This is a genomic window from Pseudomonas sp. FSL R10-2189 (assembly GCF_009600325.1).
Taxonomy (GTDB): Bacteria; Pseudomonadota; Gammaproteobacteria; order Pseudomonadales; family Pseudomonadaceae; genus Aquipseudomonas; species Aquipseudomonas helleri.
The window spans coordinates 55,795-73,465 of the sequence record NZ_WIVZ01000002.1 but is presented as its reverse complement, the minus strand read 5'-3'; the positions used below and the strand labels follow the sequence as shown (position 1 = coordinate 73,465).

Below are 17,671 nucleotides of genomic sequence, written 5' to 3'. Positions count from 1 at the left end.
TCGGTGTTAAGACTTCTTTGCACCGGCCTGACAGACAGCGCAAAATAATCCACGGTCAGCCAATAGTTGCCTCTGGTGAGTGGCTTCTGGCCGACGCCTACCTGTCTTGAACGGTAGAGAGCGGCCAAAAGTAGCCGTTCGGACGTATCTGCGAAGCTAGAGGCGTTTCACTCTAATGGAAATATTATGATAACCATTAACAATGGCAGAATCTCTTTTGTAGAGAAACATCTTTTTGATCCTGAAATAGAAAAATTCGAAGGAATAATAGAGCGTTACAGCGACTATCACGTTGAATTGTTTTTGCATGTGGTCAGCGATCCATCTTGTAGATATGAGAAAGGTGTGGGGGCAGCGCGAGTAGTGAAGGATATAGCTGGGCTCTCAGCTAAAGAAAGGTTCTTGAGGGTATTGAACAACAGAGAACTAACCGCAAACCCAAAAGGTTTTTATGCCAATAAGTTCAAAAAGGGGGAAGGGCTCCCTCAGGAAATTAAGTCCGTTAGTTTTGCGCATTGTACGCAGGAAGAAGTAGCTCAGCACTTTGAGGCTCGAAACTCAGAGTATGGAATCATCTTCTATCATGACTTTCTTCAATCTTTGGGAATGATACCTGTAAGGTATGTTAATGAGGAAGATGAAGAATCAATTCGCCGGCTAGTTTTCAATGAGCCTTTTGCATTAGAGGCTTACGGTCGAAATTATGATATGCGCTGGGAAAAAGAATGGCGCATCAACAAAAACGTTACTTTTGAGTCGCACCACGTTGCCTTTATAGTTGTACCAGATAACGAATATCACGAATTTGTTCACCTAACAATTCATGCGGGTCTTGACTATTTAGTTCTTCCGGCCTCGGTATTTACGAATCCATTTAAATTTTTTCTAATTGCAGACAGCATGGAGCATCACTCCTGGCAGCAGATCAGGATATATGGTGACTGGAAAGTAGATTTTGATATGTTTCCCGAGTTCACTGACGCTGAGAAAGAAGAATTCCTAAATAGGTGCGGAGTGCATATTGAGTGCCTTGCAAAGGCAGAAATACAAAATATATATGAAAATCGGTACATCTCGAAATTTATGAATTTCGCATCACGCCTAGATGTTGGTTTTTTAAATAAAACATCATTTAAGGAGATTGCCTTGGTTAATAAAAATGCTGGCGAACCCTATCAAGCTCATAGAGATCTCATGATGCATTGTTATACGGAAAGGTTTGAAGTTCAACGTGGCCGTATATATCCGTAGTATGAGAGACAACTCGCTCAACTGTCGATCCTTCCGTCCACTGAGTTCCTATTTGTGCAAGCGTGTCTTTCTACAAGCTTAAGCGAAATTGACCAAGCGAACGGAGGCTCTTGGCCGCTCTCTGCCGTTACCGTCGCGAGCTGTTGGCGCTGAGCGGACACGGACTCAGTGATTCAGACGACAATGGAGATGAAAGGTTTAGCCAAGTCGATTAAATCAACGTTCAGGCACGGTGTCATATGAGTAATTAGTGTTTTCCAGTTCGCTCGTGGCCGTTTTCCCCCGACCGGTCTCGGATATCAAAAATAAATTCTTCCGTGCCCTCGAACATATTACATAGAGTAGCTTTTTTGCGCTGTCGAATTGCTTGGGATCTGCCCAGTGTGGAACCATGCCTTGGAGCAGGGAAAAGGCGATCACATTGTCAAACTCCGCGCCTTTGATGCCGTGGATTGTCGAAATTGTAATACCTGATCTTGGTCGGAAAGCACGTTTGAAGTTATCTATTCCCTCGATCAGATTTAAGCCATCGCTTTTGGCACGCGCTATCTTTTTACGGGCGGTCTCAAAAAAAGACAGATAATGAATATGCAGGCTTGGATGGCTATCAAGTGAAGGTATTCGTATCAGTTGAAGAAATTTACTGAAGTACAACTCGAGGTATTGCATGCCATTCTGCTCCGTCAACTGAATGGTATTCAGCTCCTTTAAAAGGGTTTTTGGGGTATGGCCACACTTGATCCCACCGTCGTCCAGGGCACTTATCACCTCAGCTGCCCAGCGAACTCTTCTCAAATACATATCCGGTGCAGGGTCTGACAAACATAAACGGCTAAGTTTGTACCAAAAATTGTCAAGTTCCCTTCCGAACGGAATCATGCCAGGGCCATCGAAGCTGCATTCCGGAAGCCTGCTCATCAAACGTCGGGTGATGGCAGCCAATGAAGGCCATTGAGGACCGACGATGCAGATTTCCTCAGGGCGAATCCCTTGCACGTACAGGCTATAGCGGATTAAGCGTTCGACTTCGTCTTCCAGACTATTAGCTGGGGTCTTATGGTCGTAGCTGATGATGCTGTGATAATGCTTATGCTCGGAATGGGCAGTTATCGGGCCAGGGTGCAATCTGTAGTGGGAAAAATACTCAACGATTTTTGTCGATGAGCGGTAATTGTGGTCGAGTGAGAGGGACTCAATTGAGAGATTCGATTTTGACTTGAATTCATCAAAAGCGACGGCGTATCCGCCGAGACTATTAAAAATAGCCTGATCTCGATCGCCCACGATAAACGCCTGGGTCTGATCAGGACGCGAAGAAAATATGCAGAATAAAATCAGATACTGTATTTCTTTAGTATCCTGATACTCATCGAGCAATATGATGTTGAATAAGTTGCTTAAGTGTTTGGCGATCTCCGGGAGCTTAGAAATTAGTTTGTGTGAAAAAAACAGAATTAGTTCGAAATCAATTTTCCTATCTTGCTTCAAAATTGCAAAGTAGCGTTTTAGTACGTCGCGTACATTTGTATGTTTTTTTGTGTCAGAGCATAGGAACGCTATTTTTCCGTTAACAAAGTGATAACCGCAATCATACGGATTGATCTTTGGGTAGTTCGTAGACTTACACAACTCCTCCAGTAGTGCCTCCGTATCGGGTTGATTGATGATTGTGAATCCGCTTTCCAAGCGAGGTTCATAGATCGCGTAAGGCCGAATGATCCACTCTAGGCAAAACGAGTGTATCGTCCCAATCCAGAGCTGCGCAGTCGGCAGGCCCAACCTCTCAACACGCTCCAGAATCTCGTCTGCAGCACGGTGTGTGTATGTGATGGCCACGACGAATTTGCGGTGATCAGTAATTTTTAACAGTTCAGTAGCGATCTTATAGGTAAGTGTCTTCGTCTTTCCGCTTCCCGGGCATGCCGTTAGAAACACGCTGCCAGGGAGTTTGATGGCCGCAATCTGTTTGCTATCAAGGCCAGCGCTTGCAAGATCCACCATGTTAAATACCCAAGAAAGTTGCCAGAATCGGATCTTCATTCAGCAGATCGCTCAGTGCGGCGATCAACGTGGAAAATGGTAGGTCGCGGTCCTCGTACTCGGCTAGCAGACTCTGAGCTTGAATGGCCTGGTCATAAAATTCTTCGTAGTAACCTTCGGTGGTCAAAGTGACGAGTCGGTGCTTCAAAATCTTGAGCTTTGTCTTGCGCGGTAATTCTTCACAAGCTCCTAAGACTGCTTCGAGGATGTACTCAGGAATGTTCGTCACCCGGCTGATATTGTCGGCTAACAATATGGCGAACCAACCTTTGCCAAGGTAATTGGCCATCGTCAGAATTCTTTTACCCGCCACACCAATGTCGGCATCCTTGAGTTCTGCTTTCGCTGCACGACGAGTGGGTATGTCGGTATAGACGCTATCGACAACGCTGATAACTTCATGCGTGTTGTCAGCCATTAAGAAGTCGACTTCGAAGGTATGTTGCGCGTAGTACGAGTGGAGGAAGGGGTTGTTCCGGCTGTAGTTTTCCAGGCGCGTCATTCGCGCGCGGCCTGATTCTGCCGAGCCCGCGATTTTTGATTTGTACGCCCTAATGGTTTCACTGTCTGTCTCAAGGACGTCCGTGCCAGTAATAGCCTTGTCCAGATCGGTAACGATGCTGCAACTGCGACGAATTCGAGAGGGGTGGAACACGCAGGCAATGTTTTCAAAGCCGGTACTTCGGATATTAATCAAGCTGATGCCAAGCTCATCAAGGCTTACACCGATGACTGTCTTCACGAGTGCCGGAATGATAAATTCCTCAGCATCGCCTTCAATCAATATCACTCCCCTGGCAAACAGAAGGCTGCTGCGAGTGGCGTCAAGGTAGCGCTGCAGATGGATAATTTCTGTACGAGTGAGGGCAACTGATGGCTGGTAGGATTCGCAGCGAACGCCTTTACGAGCCAAAATATTCACACTTTCGATATTGCTGACTTCGGATATCTGAGTGGAATGAGTCGAGTAGATGATCTGGGTGTTGTTGTAGTTTATGTTGTCAAACAAAGTTTTCTGAATATGTGTATGAATATGGGCTTCCGGCTCTTCAACCAGTAAAAAGTTGGCTGCAGTTTCACGTTGCTTCTGATATTTAAACTCTAGAAGCTTTAAGGTCAGGTAGATTAGATTGGCGCCGCCTAGGCTCAGCTCTGAAATATCCCCGGCGTACTCCTCATCCGTTTCGCCAACAAAAAGCTTCAGTGACTGAAGCAATTTCTCCGCATCACTTGGCAAATCTGATCTGATATGAAGGCTAGCCGGTGCATAAGCATCACCGGCCGTTTCGCTTATCGTCGTCCTAATATCGGTCCTGACATCCTGCACATCTTGGAGGGCCTCGATATCTGAATTCAACGATTTGACCGTGTTGGTGATGGTCTCATATTTGGATTTATCAATTTCTTGGCTTTTGCGTGTGAGCAGGTTGAGTAGTGGGTTTTGCCGGTTACCATTAAAGTCGGACACCACATCCCTCAACGCCTTGACGAAGGTGAATGACACCTCTTTGGCAACTGAGAGTTGGTGAGGGATCTTGCTGCCTATCAGCTTGGAGTCTAGAGGGGGAAACAAGACTGCGTCGAAGTCGCCGACAACTTCCTGATAACACGCGGGATCGGTGAAATCGACGTCGCTCCGCCCTGTAAACCACACTTCATAGTCGTCAATGGTCACTGATTCCTGCAAAGTGGCTAGTCCCGCTTTGTCACCCGCTGAGAGCGCTGCAAGTTTGGTCCTAATGTGCGAGTTTGGGCGAAAAATCAGGTTGTATGTGGCCTTGTTGACAGCGCTGCCGGAAATAATTGCGCCATGATGGACAAATAACGACTGAATTGCTTCATCCGTGCTGATGTCATCAAATTCCAGGCTGATGATGATCCAGTGCCCCTTCCATGAGGTCTTTCTCCTGAAAAAATCGCCCTCGGAGAGTTCGTGTGCTGCCCTGTAAATATTGGAGTCAAGGAGCAGTCTGATGGCTCTGAACAGATTGCTCTTTCCAGAACCATTTTCCCCGATGATAGTGTTAACGCCCGGTTTGAGGACGAATTTTGCGAATTCAAAATTCCGGTAGTTGACGAGGGAAACCTTAGAGAGGTGCATACATGCAGTCCTTGGCAAGCGAATCGCAAAACTCGACAGTAGCAGATCGCCAATTGCTTGCCATTCACATTCCGGTCGCGTTACACGCCAGCCTTTCTCTATTCATAGATGTGCTGCATGCTGGGCCGAGGAGTTCGCACTCTGTGGCATGGATTGCAGTGAATGGTCCCGGATTCATAGGAACCTTAGAATGACTGCTTATGGCCGTCTGCTGCCTGTCTCCACGGCAGCTTTTGGCGGATTTCTGCCTATTCTCTACGAAAAAGATGATTGACAACGTTCAAATTCAGGAGGGTTCACCATTCGTATGCGGCTCTGAATTACTTACAGACCGACAATGTGCTCACATCTAAAAAATCCCGAATTCGATTCCACCGAGCGCCATAACTAGCTGATTTATTTATAGTTACTAGTTGGGGTACGCCGAATTTTCCAGCGAGCTCCAGACGCCCGGAAAACCTAGCCTCGCCGAAACATACCGTTCGTCTGGTGCCGGCACCATACGCAATACCGAAAAAGGCTCACCGCAAGGTGGGCCTTTTTTGTTTCTGGTTTAAGTCTTGGTGGACGGCGGTGCCGTTCACGGAACGCTTACGACTTATATCTCTCACGCTACACAATAAACTTCATTCGGCCATTAAAAAGCCCCACATCACCTTAAGGGTGGAGGGGCTTCAGATACACTGCTTTGCATATTTAATACTAAGTTATTGTTGTACCCACCCAATAGCTTCATTGTTTTATGCACAAAAAAAACCAACCATTTTTTAGACCGCACCGCGCATAAAAAACTCTACTGGAACCTTAAAGAAATCTGCAAATCCTCTTATCTGGGAAACCGTCATTTTTCTTTTATTATTTAAAATTTCAGAAACAGCACTTTGCGTTGCTATATCAGACAAATCTTTTTGCTTAACTCCCCTGTCCGAAATCAGAAACGCGAGCGCTTCAGACTGGGAAGATAGAGGTATCAACACCGTTTCAGTTTCGTACTCATACACTCGATCAGCAACCAGCTCCGCAAAACGCGCTGCTGCGTGCTCTTCACTATCAGCATGAGAGTAGAGTTCATCAATTAGCGCCATCCGCCCCTGCAAGTCTTCATCATCTTTAATAGGATCATGACATGCAGACAACAACTTGGACATTGTGGCTATCTGATCACTCAGGCCATCAAGCATTGGTGAAATATTAGCTATGAAGGAATCTAGTCCAGTGGATTCGACCTTATCACGCTTCATCTTGTCACCTATAATTACAGTAATTAAATAGAGCCAATCTTCCTGATCAGCTACTTAACATCACTTCTGCACCACTTATCATATCCGGCGTGGGGCAGAATCTCCTTCAGGTAAAAGGTGCCGGTTCGCGTATTGATCCACGCGATGATTCGACACTCATTTTTCTTGATATCAAAAATATAGATATCAAGAGGCCCTTTTTTACTCGTGTTCCTCAGCTTTGAGTGCGGAATGCGATCAACGTTCCACCCTGATGCTGCGACCCAAACGTCGCGAATTTGCTCAAAAGACTCAAACCGAAGGGGCGGTCTGTCAAAGATGGTTAGCCAAAGGTTGAGTGCTTCTTTCCACTGGCTGTACTTTTCAATGGCTTGTGCAACCGCCGTCTTTGTTACCACTCGCATGTTATTGGTCTCCGGCGTGCTTGCATGTGGCGAACTTTATCTGCCAAACAGATATCTGTCAAACAGATAAATCCCTTGCAGAGCTTCGCGACATCAACCTGAACACCCCTCACCCCACCGCCTTGTCCCTGAAACAAACATCGTGTTAACTGTGCCATCACCCGCGCTTACAGGCGCAAACACCCTATTCCCGCTGCTCCCTGCCGATTTTTTGCCTTTTGATCAGGTATGAACGCGATGACGAATGCTGCGCCCTCGATAAAGCTCAGTACGCTTCGGCAAATTGCTCCTTATCTGGGGATGCGCGGGGTATCGCCGCTGGAGTTTTTTCGGCGTTATGGGATTTCTCCGCAGGTGTTTCAGAACCCTGAGGCGTGGATTCCACGGGCGGCGTGTTTTCATATTGCCAATGAGATGGCGGCGGTCGCTCAGGACCCGTTTGCCGGGGCGTCGGTGGGGCATTTGATTGAGGTGCGTTCGCTCGGTGTGTGGGGCGAATGGGTGCTGGGCTCGACCAATCTGGCTCAGGCGTGTGCACTGGCGGCAGTGCACACGGATTTGCTGCATCAAGGCAGTGACGTGAAGATCATCACCGAAGGCCGGATGACTAAGCTGGTTCAGCACTTCAACGGGCACCACGGGGCCGACCCCAAGCAGGTGATTTTGGGCACGCTGGCGCTGTTGAGAAAGATCCCGCTGATGTCCGGCGAGCCCGGCGCCATTCGTGTGCATCTGAAAAACCCGCGAGAGCGCGGCGATGAGGCGCTTGAGGAGTATCTGGGGCCGAATCTGGTGATGAATGCTGAGCACAACATGATCGAGTTTGATCGTGACTTGCTCGAAACGCCTCTGCAGCCTGTTCGGGACAGTGCCTGGAAAACCACCTTGGCCTTGAAGTCGACCTCCGACGCCGCGGACGCGCTCGTGCAGCAGATCGCGGATCAGGAGTTGTCCAAACTTGTGACTGTTTCACGAAAGATCGGGCTGTCTGCCCGTACGCTCCAACGGCGCCTGGAACATTGCGGTATCGACTTCGATGCATTGCGTGACGAGACTCGTCGCAGTGAAGCCATGCAGTTGATTGCCAGCGCCAGATACAGCGCCACCGAAATTGCCTACATGGTCGGCTACAGCGACCCCGCGCACTTTACTCGCGCCTTCAAGCGCTGGACCGGCAGCCCGCCGTCGCACTATCGCAGCCTCTTGAAACAAGACCGTTAATACCCCCGCCTAACCCTCCTCCACTGCGCGCGCCCCCTTTACGGGGCGGCCTTCGCGTGCGCGCTCACATTGCTTTTGGCACCAAATGGCAAGTTTGCGCCAAGGCGTTCTTATACAGTCAAAAAACTAACGCCAATCAATAAACCCAGAGGTTTAAATGCCCCCTTTACATGCGATCTGCATCCTTGCCATGGCGCTGGCAGTTGTTGGAAGTGCGAACGCTCAATCCTCCCCAGAGGCGGCGATACCGGTGGGTGTGGATAACTTTGTCCGTGCTGAGTCCGATCTTTACTTGGGCAAGATGGTAGCGACGGGCAGTTTGGGCCGCTTTGTTCATAGCCGCGAGGCCGTGCCCATCGACGCCCAGAATGTGGTGCGCATGAACCGGGACACGCTCTATTCGTCAGCGGTGTTCGATCTCGATGCAGGCCCCGTCACCATCACCTTGCCTGAAGCCGATGGGCGTTTCATGTCGATGGCGGTGATCAATGAAGATCACTACGTGCCCCTCGTCACTTACGGCGCCGGTCGTCAGACACTGAGCAAAGAGTCCGTCGGCACCCGCTATGTCTTTGTGGCGGTGCGCACCTTCTTCGATCCCGCTGATCGCAAAGACCTCGAGAAGGTCCATGCACTGCAGGATGCAATGACAGTCAGCCAGGCCAAGGTTGGCGAGTTTGTGGTGCCTAAGTGGGACCCGGCCAGCCAGGCCAAAGTGCGTGCGGCGTTGGAGGTGTTGGGCTCGACGATCCCTGACTACAACCAGTCCTTTGGCCCCAAGGGCGCGGTCAACCCCATCCATCACTTGATCGGCACTGCCACGGGATGGGGCGGCAACCCGGCCAAGGACGCCATCTACCTGGGCGGCGTGATGCCGCAGAACGACGGGCACGCCGTTTACCGCCTGAAAGTAGGTGAAGTCCCGGTCAATGGATTTTGGTCGGTCAGTGTTTATAACGCCGACGGTTACTTCCAGAAGAACCCCCAAGACGCTTATTCGTTGAACAACCTCACCGCCAAGAAAAGTGAGGATGGCTCGATTGCCATTCAGTTCGGCGGTTGCGACGCGACGATCGCCAATTGCCTGCCTACCACTCCCGGCTGGAACTACACGGTCAGGCTTTATCAGCCGAGCGAACAACTACTCAATGGCCAATGGAGCTTCCCCAAGCCAGAGCTTGTCGCCCGCTAATTGATAACAGCCGACTTCTATAACCCGGCACACACGCTCACACGTTTGGTTTTACAACCAAGGAAACAAGCAATGACAACCATCGGCGGTTCAAACTTTCTCAAGCATCCCGTGGCCCTCATAGCAGGTGCGACGCTCGCATTGGCGATGGCGCTGCCGGCACACGCAGACAACACAAATGAGCCATCCGTGACCGTGGGTGGCGGCCTTGGTGTCGGCCCGTTGTACGAAGGTTCGTCGCACTACGCAGCTTTCCCGTCGCTGAAATTGAAGGCCGTGTTGCCGACCCAAGAGTGGGGCACGTTCAGCGCGGCGTTCCCTGAGGGCCTGCGTTGGGACTTGCCGGGCTTGTCGCCTTTCGGCTTTGCGCTGTTGATTGGTTATGACCAGGGCCGCAAAGAACGAATCCACACCCTGGACGGCCGCGATGACTATCTGCGGGGCATGGGCAACCTGGACAGCACCGCGCTGGTCGGGGCTGAAGCGTACTGGACGCTGCCGGCCGGTCGCCTGTTTGTGCGCGGCCTGCGCTCGAGCGACAACCGCAATTACGGCGGCGAGCGCCTGGGCAAAACCGCCTACCTTGAAGCCGGTTTTGCCACGGCTTACGCGCTGTCTTCAACATTGACCCTGGACTCGACGCTGTACGGCACCTGGAGCAATGAGAACGACATGATGGCGCGCTTCGGTGTCACGGCTCAGCAAGCGGCCCGCACCCAGTTCGAGGAATATCACCCGGGCGGCGGGATGCGTGACGTGACCTTGAAGCTGGGCCTCACCTGGCAATGGCAGCCACAGATCGCCCTTGAAGGCGGGGTCAAAACCTACGCACTGGTCTCCGATGCCCGCAACAGCCCGCTCACGGGTGAAAAGGTCGGCGCTGGCGCTTATCTGAACGCGCTGTACTCGTTTTGATTAACCGCTCACACCGCTGCCATCCGCCACAGGACCAACAAGGGAACACGCGATGAAACAACGACATAAGCAGTTGGGGCTGACCGTGTCCCTGACTGGCCTGCTGTGGTCGGGGCTGGTGCTTGCCGAAGAGGCGGCCACCAAGATCACGGACCCTCATTTCAAGCTGGCTCCGGGTTACCTCAACCCGGCCGACCTGCCGCTGCGCCTGGCATTGCTCGGCGCGCCGCCCAAGCCCGACTCCGCGGCGCTGGCGCGGGATGAAGAAGCTCGGCGGGCGGCGCTGGCACTACGGGGAACGGCCCGGGAGGCACTCGCCGCAACGGATGCAGAGTTGTCGTTCCCGGGCCCCGCGAACACGTTCTCGTGCGCGATGGGGACACAGATCAGCGAGAAGACCACTCCGCATCTGTACACCTTGATGCAGCGCACCCTGACGGATGCCGGTGGCTCCACGTATGCCGGGAAAAACGCCTACAACCGCACCCGTCCGTTTGTGGTGCATGACGAAGGTACTTGCCGCAAAGACATGGAACCGCTGCTACGCACCGACGGTTCCTGGCCTTCCGGACACTCGGCGGCAGGCTGGGCCTGGGGCTTGATCCTCGCAGAAGTGAACCCGGCACGCGCCACTGAACTGATGACTCGCGGCCTGGCGTACGGCCAAAGCCGCGTCATCTGCAACGCCCACTGGCAGAGCGACGTGGATGCCGGGCGCATCATGGGCGCCGCCACCGTGGCCAGCCTGCACAGCAATCCGGCGTTCCTGAAGGATCTGGCAGCGGCGAAGGAAGAAATCCAGGCGGCGCAAAAAGCAGGCAACACGCCGACAGAAAACTGCGCCGCCGAGGGCGTCGCGCTCTCGTTGACGCAGCACTGAACGGGGATGCGCCATGAGGCTCAGTCACACTTCGTTGCGGCGTAAACACGTGCATCTGGCCCTGTTGTTCGGGGCCTTGGCGAGCGCTGCAGGCGGCCTGCCGACGGCTGCCAACGCGGCAGACAATGATGAATGGCAGTTCAACGGTGGGCCATACCTGTGGGGCGCCGGTATTCGTGGGCACGTCGGCCACAAAAGCACCGGGACGGCCTCTGTGAAGTCCGATTTCTCAAACATCGCACGTACCGTCGACATGTCGTTGATGTTCATGGGCGAGGCGCGGCGCGGGCCATACAGCGTGCTTGCCGACCTGATGTACATCGACACCGACACCCGCAACCGCCTGCCTACCGGGTCCAAGCTGGAAGTTGAAGGCAAGACGGCGTCAGGCTTTTTGGGCGGCGGCTATACCGTTCTGGGCGATGACGATTATCGGGTCGACGTCGCGGGCGGCGTGCGCGTCTGGTACAGCAGCACCACCCTGACCCTGCATGGTGGGCAGGCTTCGGGGCATTCCGGCTCTGACAACGCCACGTGGGCAGACGCCATGGTCGGGCTGCGGGGGCGCTATGCGGTCAATGAGCGGTTCTGGTTGTCCTCCTGGGGCATGGTGGGTGCCGGGCAATCCCGTGAAGACTGGGACCTGGCAGCCCTGGCAGGCTGGGAATTCACCCCCGGATTTTCGGCGGTGGCCGGCTACCGGGCCATGGGCGTGAACTATCGCAACGACGGGTTTGTGTACGACATCGTGCAAAAAGGCCCGTTGTTGGGGATTAGCGGACGGTTTTAGGCGTTTGCAGCCCGCAAGGTAGTTGCCCCTCCCCCCTTGCATTACTGACGTGCCATCACGACAATGAGAGCGATTACCATTTACGCTTTTGGTGACTCTCTCATGTCGTCGCTCGATCATTCAGCGCTTCATCAGCTGTACAGCGAACACAACAGTTGGCTGAAAGGCTGGTTGCGCGTGCGGCTCGGTAATGCGGCCGATGCTTCGGATTTGGCTCAGGACACGTTTGTGCGGGTGATGACAGCCCGCCATGACGTGCCCATCCGCGAGCCTCGGGGCTATCTCAGTGCCATTGCCCGCTCGCTGCTGATCGACAAGTCCCGTCGGCGCACCATTGAGCAGGCGTATCTGTTTGCATTGGCGCAACGGCCAGAGCCGGTGGAGGTGTCGCCGGAGGTGCGGTTGTCGATCATCGAGATGCTGATCTCAATCGATACCCTGCTCGACGAACTGGGCCCCAGAACCCGGGAGATTTTCCTCGCCGTCCAGCTGGAAGGGCTGACCTACGTGGCCGCAGCAGAACGGTTCGGGGTGTCGGTGACCACGGTTAAAAACCATCTGATTCGCGCCATGACCCGCTGCCTGTTGCTGGTTGACGCGTGAGGCTACCTGATATGGACATCAAAACCCTCGAAGCCGCCGCCACCTGGTATGTGCAACTCAATGACGGCACGGTCAATGAGGCGCGACAGCGGGCCTGGCACACCTGGCTGCACGCCAGCCCGCAGCATGCGGCGGCTTGGACACGGGTCGAAATCCTCCAGCAGCAGTGGTCCAAAATGCCCCGGCAAGCGGCTTTGTCCAGTTTGGGGGCAGCCAAGGCCCAGCGCCGTGATGTGCTGAAAATCCTCAGCATGCTGGTGGCCGTGGGCGGGTGTTCGTGGCTGGCCGTTGAGCAGGTGCCCTATCGCTCGATGCTGGCAGAACTGAGCACCGGCAGCCGTGAGCGCCGCTCGCTGCGGCTGGAGGACGGCTCGCAATTGGAGATGAACGCCGGCACCGCGCTGGATGTTCACTTCGATGCAACGCAGCGACAGATCCAGTTGTATCGCGGCGAAATCCTGCTGCAAACCGCCAAGCCCGCCGACCCGCGGCCCTTGGTCGTGCAAACGGTTGACGGCAACGTGCGGGCGCTCGGCACCCGCTTCAGTGTTCGCCAACTGCCCGCCTACACCCGCGTCGGCGTGCTACAGGCTGCGGTTGAAGTCCGCCCGCTTCAGCATGCCGACCAGCCGCTGCGGCTGGAGGCCGGGCAGCAAGTCACGTTCGACCGCGATGCGGTGAGCGCGATTGGGCTTTTACCGGCTGAATCGGCCGCCTGGGTGCAGGGCATGTTGAGCGTCAATGACTGGCCCCTGGGGGACTTTATCGAAGAGTTGGGCCGTTATCGCCCCGGCGTACTGCGGTGCGACCCGGCGGTTCAAGGGTTGAGCATTTCGGGGGCGTTTCGCATCGATGACACCGACACCGTTCTGGAAAACCTGAGCAAGACCTTACCGGTCAAGGTGCGTTATGTGACGCGTTATTGGGCCAACATCGAGCCGGTCTGAGTTTATTTAGAAAATCCCGGCGCGCGGCCTTGCTGATTTTGATTCTCATCCGTCTTTGACACAAACCGCGATCACAGCGGCTATCTGCCAGACTAACGGAAGGATCACCGAATGCCCCCGCTCCCCCTCAATGCCAGTACCCAGATAACGCGCGCTGTGCGCATGGCGGTGTTCGGCGCGTCGCTGGCCAGCCTGCCCGCCCTGGCGCTGATGCCCACCCAGGCGTGCGCGCAAAGCCAGACGGTGTACGAGATTGCCCCAGGCCCGTTGGGCAACGCCCTGACCCAGTTTGGCGTGCAGGCGGGGGTGACTATTTCGTTCGACACGGAACAGGCTCGCCACCTCCACACCAGCGGGCTGGAAGGCTCATACAGTGTTGAAGAAGGCCTGGAGCGCTTGCTCGCCAACAGCGGCTTGCAAGCCGAGCGCCAGAGCAATGGGGGCTATGTACTGGTCGCACGCAACGCGCAATCGGCGCTGGAGCTGGGCGCCACTCAGGTCACTACCAACCAGTTGGGGTCTGTTACCGAGGGCACGGGGTCCTACACGCCGGGCACCATCGCCACAGCCACGCGCCTGGTGTTGACCCCGCGAGAAACGCCGCAGTCGATTTCGGTGGTGACCCGCCAGGTCATGGACGATTTCGGACTCAACGCCATTGATGACGTGATGCGCCACACGCCAGGCATCACGGTGTCGACGTATGACACTGAGCGCACCAATTACTACTCGCGCGGTTTTTCCATCGTCAACTTTCAATACGATGGCATACCGACTCTACGGGACGCGCAATACTCGGCCGGGCAGACCCTGACCGACATGGCCCTGTATGACCGGGTTGAAGTGCTCAAGGGCGCGACCGGCCTGCTCACCGGGGCTGGCGGCCCTGGCGGCACCATCAACCTGATTCGTAAAAAACCCACCTCGCAATTCATGAGCAGCATCGAGGTGGGCGCCGGCTCCTGGGACAACTACCGCACACAAATCGACGTGAGCGGCCCGCTGACCGAGACCGGCAACGTGCGCGGTCGAGCCGTCGCGGCGTATCAGGACAAAAAGTCATTCCTGGACCACTACTCGCGCAAAACCGGCGTGTACTACGGCATTCTTGAGGTCGATCTGGATGAAGACACGCTGCTCACCCTGGGCGCCGACTATCAGGACAGCAACCCCAAAGGCTCCAGCTGGACCGGCACGCGTACCATTTTCGATGCGACGGGCAATAAGCTGGATCTGCCGCGCTCATTCAACAACGGCCCCAAATGGAGCAGTTGGGAGCAGTACAGCCGAACCGTGTTCGCCACCCTTGAGCACAACTTTGACAATGGCTGGGTGACCAAAGGCCAATACAACCATCAGATCAATGGCTACGACGCGCCGCTGGGTTACATCTCACAGGACTCCGCAACCGCCAGTTCGATTTATGCGCGCAAATATACCGGCGAAACCACCCGTGACAGCCTCGATGTCTATGCCTCGGGACCTTTCGAGCTGTTTGGCCGCGAACACCAATTAGTCGTGGGCCAGTCCCTGTCCATCTCTGACTGGAAAGGCAAGGACTACTCAAACGCCACCTACTTCGACAACAGCTACGATTTCTATCAATGGCACGGCCAAGCCATTGAGCCGCTGTGGAATCAGCCCACCAAAATAAACGATGAGACCACTCGCCAAAGCGGGACTTACATCGCCGGGCGCTTTAGCCTGATGGATGACCTGCACGTGATGCTCGGCACCCGGGTTGCCAACTACCAAGTCACCGGCACCAGCAAAACCAAGGCCAGCGGCAAGGTCGTGCCCTATGCCGGTGTGGTGTATGACCTCAATGACAATGTCTCGGCCTACGCCAGCTACACCGAAATTTTCCAGCCGCAGACGCAGTACCGTGACCGCACGCGCAAGATGCTTGCCCCCGACGAAGGCAAAAACTATGAACTGGGGCTTAAGAGCGAGTTTTTCGGCGGCCGCCTGAACAGCAGCCTTGCCTACTTTGAAGTGCATGAAACCAACCGGCCCGTCGCAGACCTGCTGTTTAACTCCACCCCCGGTGCGGAATACTCCTACATCGGCACCAAGACCACGACCAAAGGGTACGAGGCAGAAATTTCCGGAGAGCTCAGCCCCGGCTGGCAGTTGCAGGCGGGTTACACGCACAAAATCAGCCGCGACGACGACCACATAAAAGTCGCGACCTGGGAGCCGCAGGACCAGGTCAGCTTTTACAGCAGCTACAAACTCAAGGGTAATCTGGACAAACTCACCCTCGGTGGCGGCGCACGCTGGCAAGGTGCTGGCTGGCAGACGGTGTACAACTGGGGCTACGACAACCGCGCGGGACGCTACGAAAAATTCACCCAAGACCCGTACTGGCTGGTGGACTTGATGGCGCGCTACCAGTTCACCGACAACCTGTCGGCCACCGTCAACGTCAACAACCTGTTCGACAAGGCGTACTTCACCAACATCGGCTTTTATGACTCCGCCTACTACGGCGACCCGCGCAACGTGATGGTGACCACTCGCTGGGATTTTTAAGGCGGTAGGGCCCCACAAAAGTCCGTACAAAAAAAACGCCCCGAACCAAACGGTTCGGGGCGTTTTTTATTCAGATGTCAGACCTGACTGGCAGGCCCGCGGCATCAGAAAATGCTGATTGGGTAATCAACAAATACACGGACTTCGTTACCGCCGACGTTGTAGTCGCTGGCGTTGTTGGAAACGCGCAACCACGAACCGCGCAGACGCACGCTCAGGTCTTTAACCGGACCGCTTTGTACAACGTACTTGGCCTGGTTGTAGATTTCGCGCTCGGTACCACGACCACGGCCTGAACCGTCGTCGATGTTGGTGCCGCGTACGTAGGCGATGTTGTAGGTCAGGCCTGGAATGCCAACCGCGCCGAAGTCGAAGCCGTAGCCCAGCTGCCACGAACGCTCGTCTTTGGCGTTGAAGTCAGACCAGTAGGAGTTGGCCAGCAAGATGGTGTTGCCGCCGTCGCCCACGCCGCCCGCATTGCGGTAGCCGCCGTATGGGTAGCCGATTTCACCGGTGCTGCTCTGGTAAGCCAGAACCAGCGAGTGCGCGCCGAACGCGTAGGTGGTTGCCAGGCTCCAGATCTTGTTGTCGGTGCCGTCAACCTTCAGCACGTCACGCGCGTAGCCAGAGTCTACGTGGGTGCGGTAGCCGTTGAAGTCAAACGTCAGGGACTGTTTGTCATCCAGTGGCAGGGCGTAGGTCATGCCCAGGTATTGCTTGCGCAGCTCGTCTTTCATCTCGGAGCCGTACAACGAGGCCGAGAAGCGCTCGGTGAACTTGTAGCTACCGCCGAACACGTTGATGCTCTTCAGGCCGCCGCTGTTACGCGCTTCAGCACTTTTACGCGACTCTTCGGTGAAACGACCCACGTTCAGTTCCAGGCCGTCGATCTCTTTGGAGGTCAACAGGGTACCGGTGAAGCTTTCTGGCATCAGACGGGAGTTGTCGTACATCAGTACCGGCAGAGCTGGCATTTGATCACCGTATTTCAGCACGGTGTTGGAAATGCGGAACTTCACTGCAGCGCCAGCCTTGGCGATGTCGTGAGCGGCTTTGCCGTTATGGTCTTGCTTGAAGAAGTCGATGCCGCCTGCGCCGCTGCTGCCCTTGCCGCCGTCCAGACGCAGTGCGTAGATGCCGAAAGCATCCACACCCACGCCCACGGTGCCTTGGGTGAAGCCGGAGGTGAATGTGCCGAGGAAGCCTTGGCCCCATTCAGCTTTGTCTTGTTGGTGGTGTTTGTAGTCGCGGCTGATGTAGGCGTTGCGCGCCAATACGTTCAGGTGGCTGTCTTCTACAAAACCTTTTGCGTCAGCTTGATCGTTAGCCATGGCCTGGGTAGCACCGAGTACGCCCAGAGCGAGTAGACCTATCCGTGTTTTTAACATTTTATTTTCCTTATTTCAGAATAGAGGCGCGCTGTGGGTTTCAAGCTGAAACATTGAGTGGTGGTTGCTTCACATAACAAAAAAGACCCACACGAGACACCGCGCGGGTCATTTAGAAAGTTGGTGCATGGCTTATCGCCACAGGCGTAGGCAGGGATCCTAT

The 17,671-nt window shown here is 54.4% G+C and carries 14 protein-coding genes; 9 read left to right on the top strand and 5 right to left on the bottom strand.

The window, feature by feature from the left end; all coding sequences use genetic code 11:
* Positions 1-186 precede the first annotated feature (186 nt).
* Entirely contained in the window at positions 187-1,251 is a 1,065-nt protein-coding gene (locus tag GHO32_RS02335; protein WP_153442737.1) for a hypothetical protein, read from the top strand.
* 216 nt (positions 1,252-1,467) lie between these two features.
* Here the strand turns inward: GHO32_RS02335 and GHO32_RS02330 are convergent, their stop codons facing one another.
* The 4 genes from GHO32_RS02330 to GHO32_RS02315 form a co-directional block, all read right to left on the bottom strand.
* Entirely contained in the window at positions 1,468-3,291 is a 1,824-nt protein-coding gene (locus GHO32_RS02330) for a UvrD-helicase domain-containing protein (protein WP_153442735.1), read from the bottom strand.
* Positions 3,254-5,392 (bottom strand): ATP-dependent endonuclease, encoded by a 2,139-nt coding sequence (locus GHO32_RS02325; RefSeq protein WP_153442732.1) that lies wholly within the window; start codon positions 5,390-5,392, stop codon positions 3,254-3,256. The genes GHO32_RS02330 and GHO32_RS02325 overlap by 38 nt, the downstream gene beginning before the upstream one ends.
* A gap of 767 nt (positions 5,393-6,159) precedes the next feature.
* Positions 6,160-6,633: a type II toxin-antitoxin system HigA family antitoxin gene (locus GHO32_RS02320; RefSeq protein ID WP_153335858.1), complete on the bottom strand. Its 474-nt coding sequence runs from the start codon at positions 6,631-6,633 to the stop codon at positions 6,160-6,162.
* A 50-nt stretch (positions 6,634-6,683) separates the two neighbouring features.
* Entirely contained in the window at positions 6,684-7,037 is a 354-nt protein-coding gene (locus GHO32_RS02315) for a type II toxin-antitoxin system HigB family toxin (RefSeq protein WP_153335857.1), read from the bottom strand.
* A gap of 237 nt (positions 7,038-7,274) precedes the next feature.
* Between GHO32_RS02315 and GHO32_RS02310 the strand changes: the two genes are divergently transcribed.
* The 8 genes from GHO32_RS02310 to GHO32_RS02275 all read left to right on the top strand — a co-directional run bounded on the left by GHO32_RS02310 (position 7,275) and on the right by GHO32_RS02275 (position 16,120).
* A complete protein-coding gene (locus GHO32_RS02310; RefSeq protein ID WP_153335856.1) occupies positions 7,275-8,258 on the top strand; it encodes an AraC family transcriptional regulator in 984 nt (327 codons plus the stop codon).
* Between the two features lie 157 nt (positions 8,259-8,415).
* Positions 8,416-9,450 carry a DUF1254 domain-containing protein gene (locus GHO32_RS02305; RefSeq protein WP_153335855.1) on the top strand — a complete coding sequence of 345 codons (1,035 nt, stop codon included), beginning with the start codon at positions 8,416-8,418 and terminating at the stop codon, positions 9,448-9,450.
* A 72-nt stretch (positions 9,451-9,522) separates the two neighbouring features.
* Positions 9,523-10,365, top strand: a complete 843-nt coding sequence (locus GHO32_RS02300; protein ID WP_153335854.1) for a MipA/OmpV family protein — start codon at positions 9,523-9,525, stop codon at positions 10,363-10,365.
* A gap of 52 nt (positions 10,366-10,417) precedes the next feature.
* Positions 10,418-11,245, top strand: coding sequence for a phosphatase PAP2 family protein (locus GHO32_RS02295; protein WP_048366847.1), 828 nt, complete (start codon positions 10,418-10,420; stop codon positions 11,243-11,245).
* A 13-nt stretch (positions 11,246-11,258) separates the two neighbouring features.
* On the top strand, positions 11,259-12,035 hold the full coding sequence (locus tag GHO32_RS02290) for a hypothetical protein (protein WP_153335853.1): 777 nt from the start codon (positions 11,259-11,261) through the stop codon (positions 12,033-12,035).
* 102 nt (positions 12,036-12,137) lie between these two features.
* Positions 12,138-12,638, top strand: a complete 501-nt coding sequence (locus tag GHO32_RS02285; RefSeq protein WP_031633056.1) for a sigma-70 family RNA polymerase sigma factor — start codon at positions 12,138-12,140, stop codon at positions 12,636-12,638.
* An 11-nt stretch (positions 12,639-12,649) separates the two neighbouring features.
* The gene (locus tag GHO32_RS02280; protein WP_153335852.1) at positions 12,650-13,585 is read left to right on the top strand and encodes a FecR domain-containing protein; all 936 of its coding nucleotides are present in this window, start codon (positions 12,650-12,652) and stop codon (positions 13,583-13,585) included.
* Between the two features lie 111 nt (positions 13,586-13,696).
* On the top strand, positions 13,697-16,120 hold the full coding sequence (locus GHO32_RS02275; protein ID WP_153335851.1) for a TonB-dependent siderophore receptor: 2,424 nt from the start codon (positions 13,697-13,699) through the stop codon (positions 16,118-16,120).
* Between the two features lie 104 nt (positions 16,121-16,224).
* Here the strand turns inward: GHO32_RS02275 and GHO32_RS02270 are convergent, their stop codons facing one another.
* Positions 16,225-17,508, bottom strand: a complete 1,284-nt coding sequence (locus tag GHO32_RS02270) for an OprD family porin (RefSeq protein ID WP_048366850.1) — start codon at positions 17,506-17,508, stop codon at positions 16,225-16,227.
* Positions 17,509-17,671 lie beyond the last annotated feature (163 nt).

Bases quoted from the DNA above. Each gene is read 5' to 3' on its own strand.
- GHO32_RS02270 (WP_048366850.1), bottom strand. From the start codon at position 17,508: ATGTTAAAAACACGGATAGGTCTACTCGCTCTGGGCGTACTCGGTGCT.
- GHO32_RS02335 (WP_153442737.1), top strand. From the start codon at position 187: ATGATAACCATTAACAATGGCAGAATCTCTTTTGTAGAGAAACATCTT.
- GHO32_RS02305 (WP_153335855.1), top strand. From the start codon at position 8,416: ATGCCCCCTTTACATGCGATCTGCATCCTTGCCATGGCGCTGGCAGTT.
- GHO32_RS02300 (WP_153335854.1), top strand. From the start codon at position 9,523: ATGACAACCATCGGCGGTTCAAACTTTCTCAAGCATCCCGTGGCCCTC.
- GHO32_RS02325 (WP_153442732.1), bottom strand. From the start codon at position 5,392: ATGCACCTCTCTAAGGTTTCCCTCGTCAACTACCGGAATTTTGAATTC.
- GHO32_RS02320 (WP_153335858.1), bottom strand. From the start codon at position 6,633: ATGAAGCGTGATAAGGTCGAATCCACTGGACTAGATTCCTTCATAGCT.
- GHO32_RS02275 (WP_153335851.1), top strand. From the start codon at position 13,697: ATGCCCCCGCTCCCCCTCAATGCCAGTACCCAGATAACGCGCGCTGTG.
- GHO32_RS02285 (WP_031633056.1), top strand. From the start codon at position 12,138: ATGTCGTCGCTCGATCATTCAGCGCTTCATCAGCTGTACAGCGAACAC.
- GHO32_RS02295 (WP_048366847.1), top strand. From the start codon at position 10,418: ATGAAACAACGACATAAGCAGTTGGGGCTGACCGTGTCCCTGACTGGC.
- GHO32_RS02315 (WP_153335857.1), bottom strand. From the start codon at position 7,037: ATGCGAGTGGTAACAAAGACGGCGGTTGCACAAGCCATTGAAAAGTAC.
- GHO32_RS02290 (WP_153335853.1), top strand. From the start codon at position 11,259: ATGAGGCTCAGTCACACTTCGTTGCGGCGTAAACACGTGCATCTGGCC.
- GHO32_RS02330 (WP_153442735.1), bottom strand. From the start codon at position 3,291: ATGAAGATCCGATTCTGGCAACTTTCTTGGGTATTTAACATGGTGGAT.
- GHO32_RS02280 (WP_153335852.1), top strand. From the start codon at position 12,650: ATGGACATCAAAACCCTCGAAGCCGCCGCCACCTGGTATGTGCAACTC.
- GHO32_RS02310 (WP_153335856.1), top strand. From the start codon at position 7,275: ATGACGAATGCTGCGCCCTCGATAAAGCTCAGTACGCTTCGGCAAATT.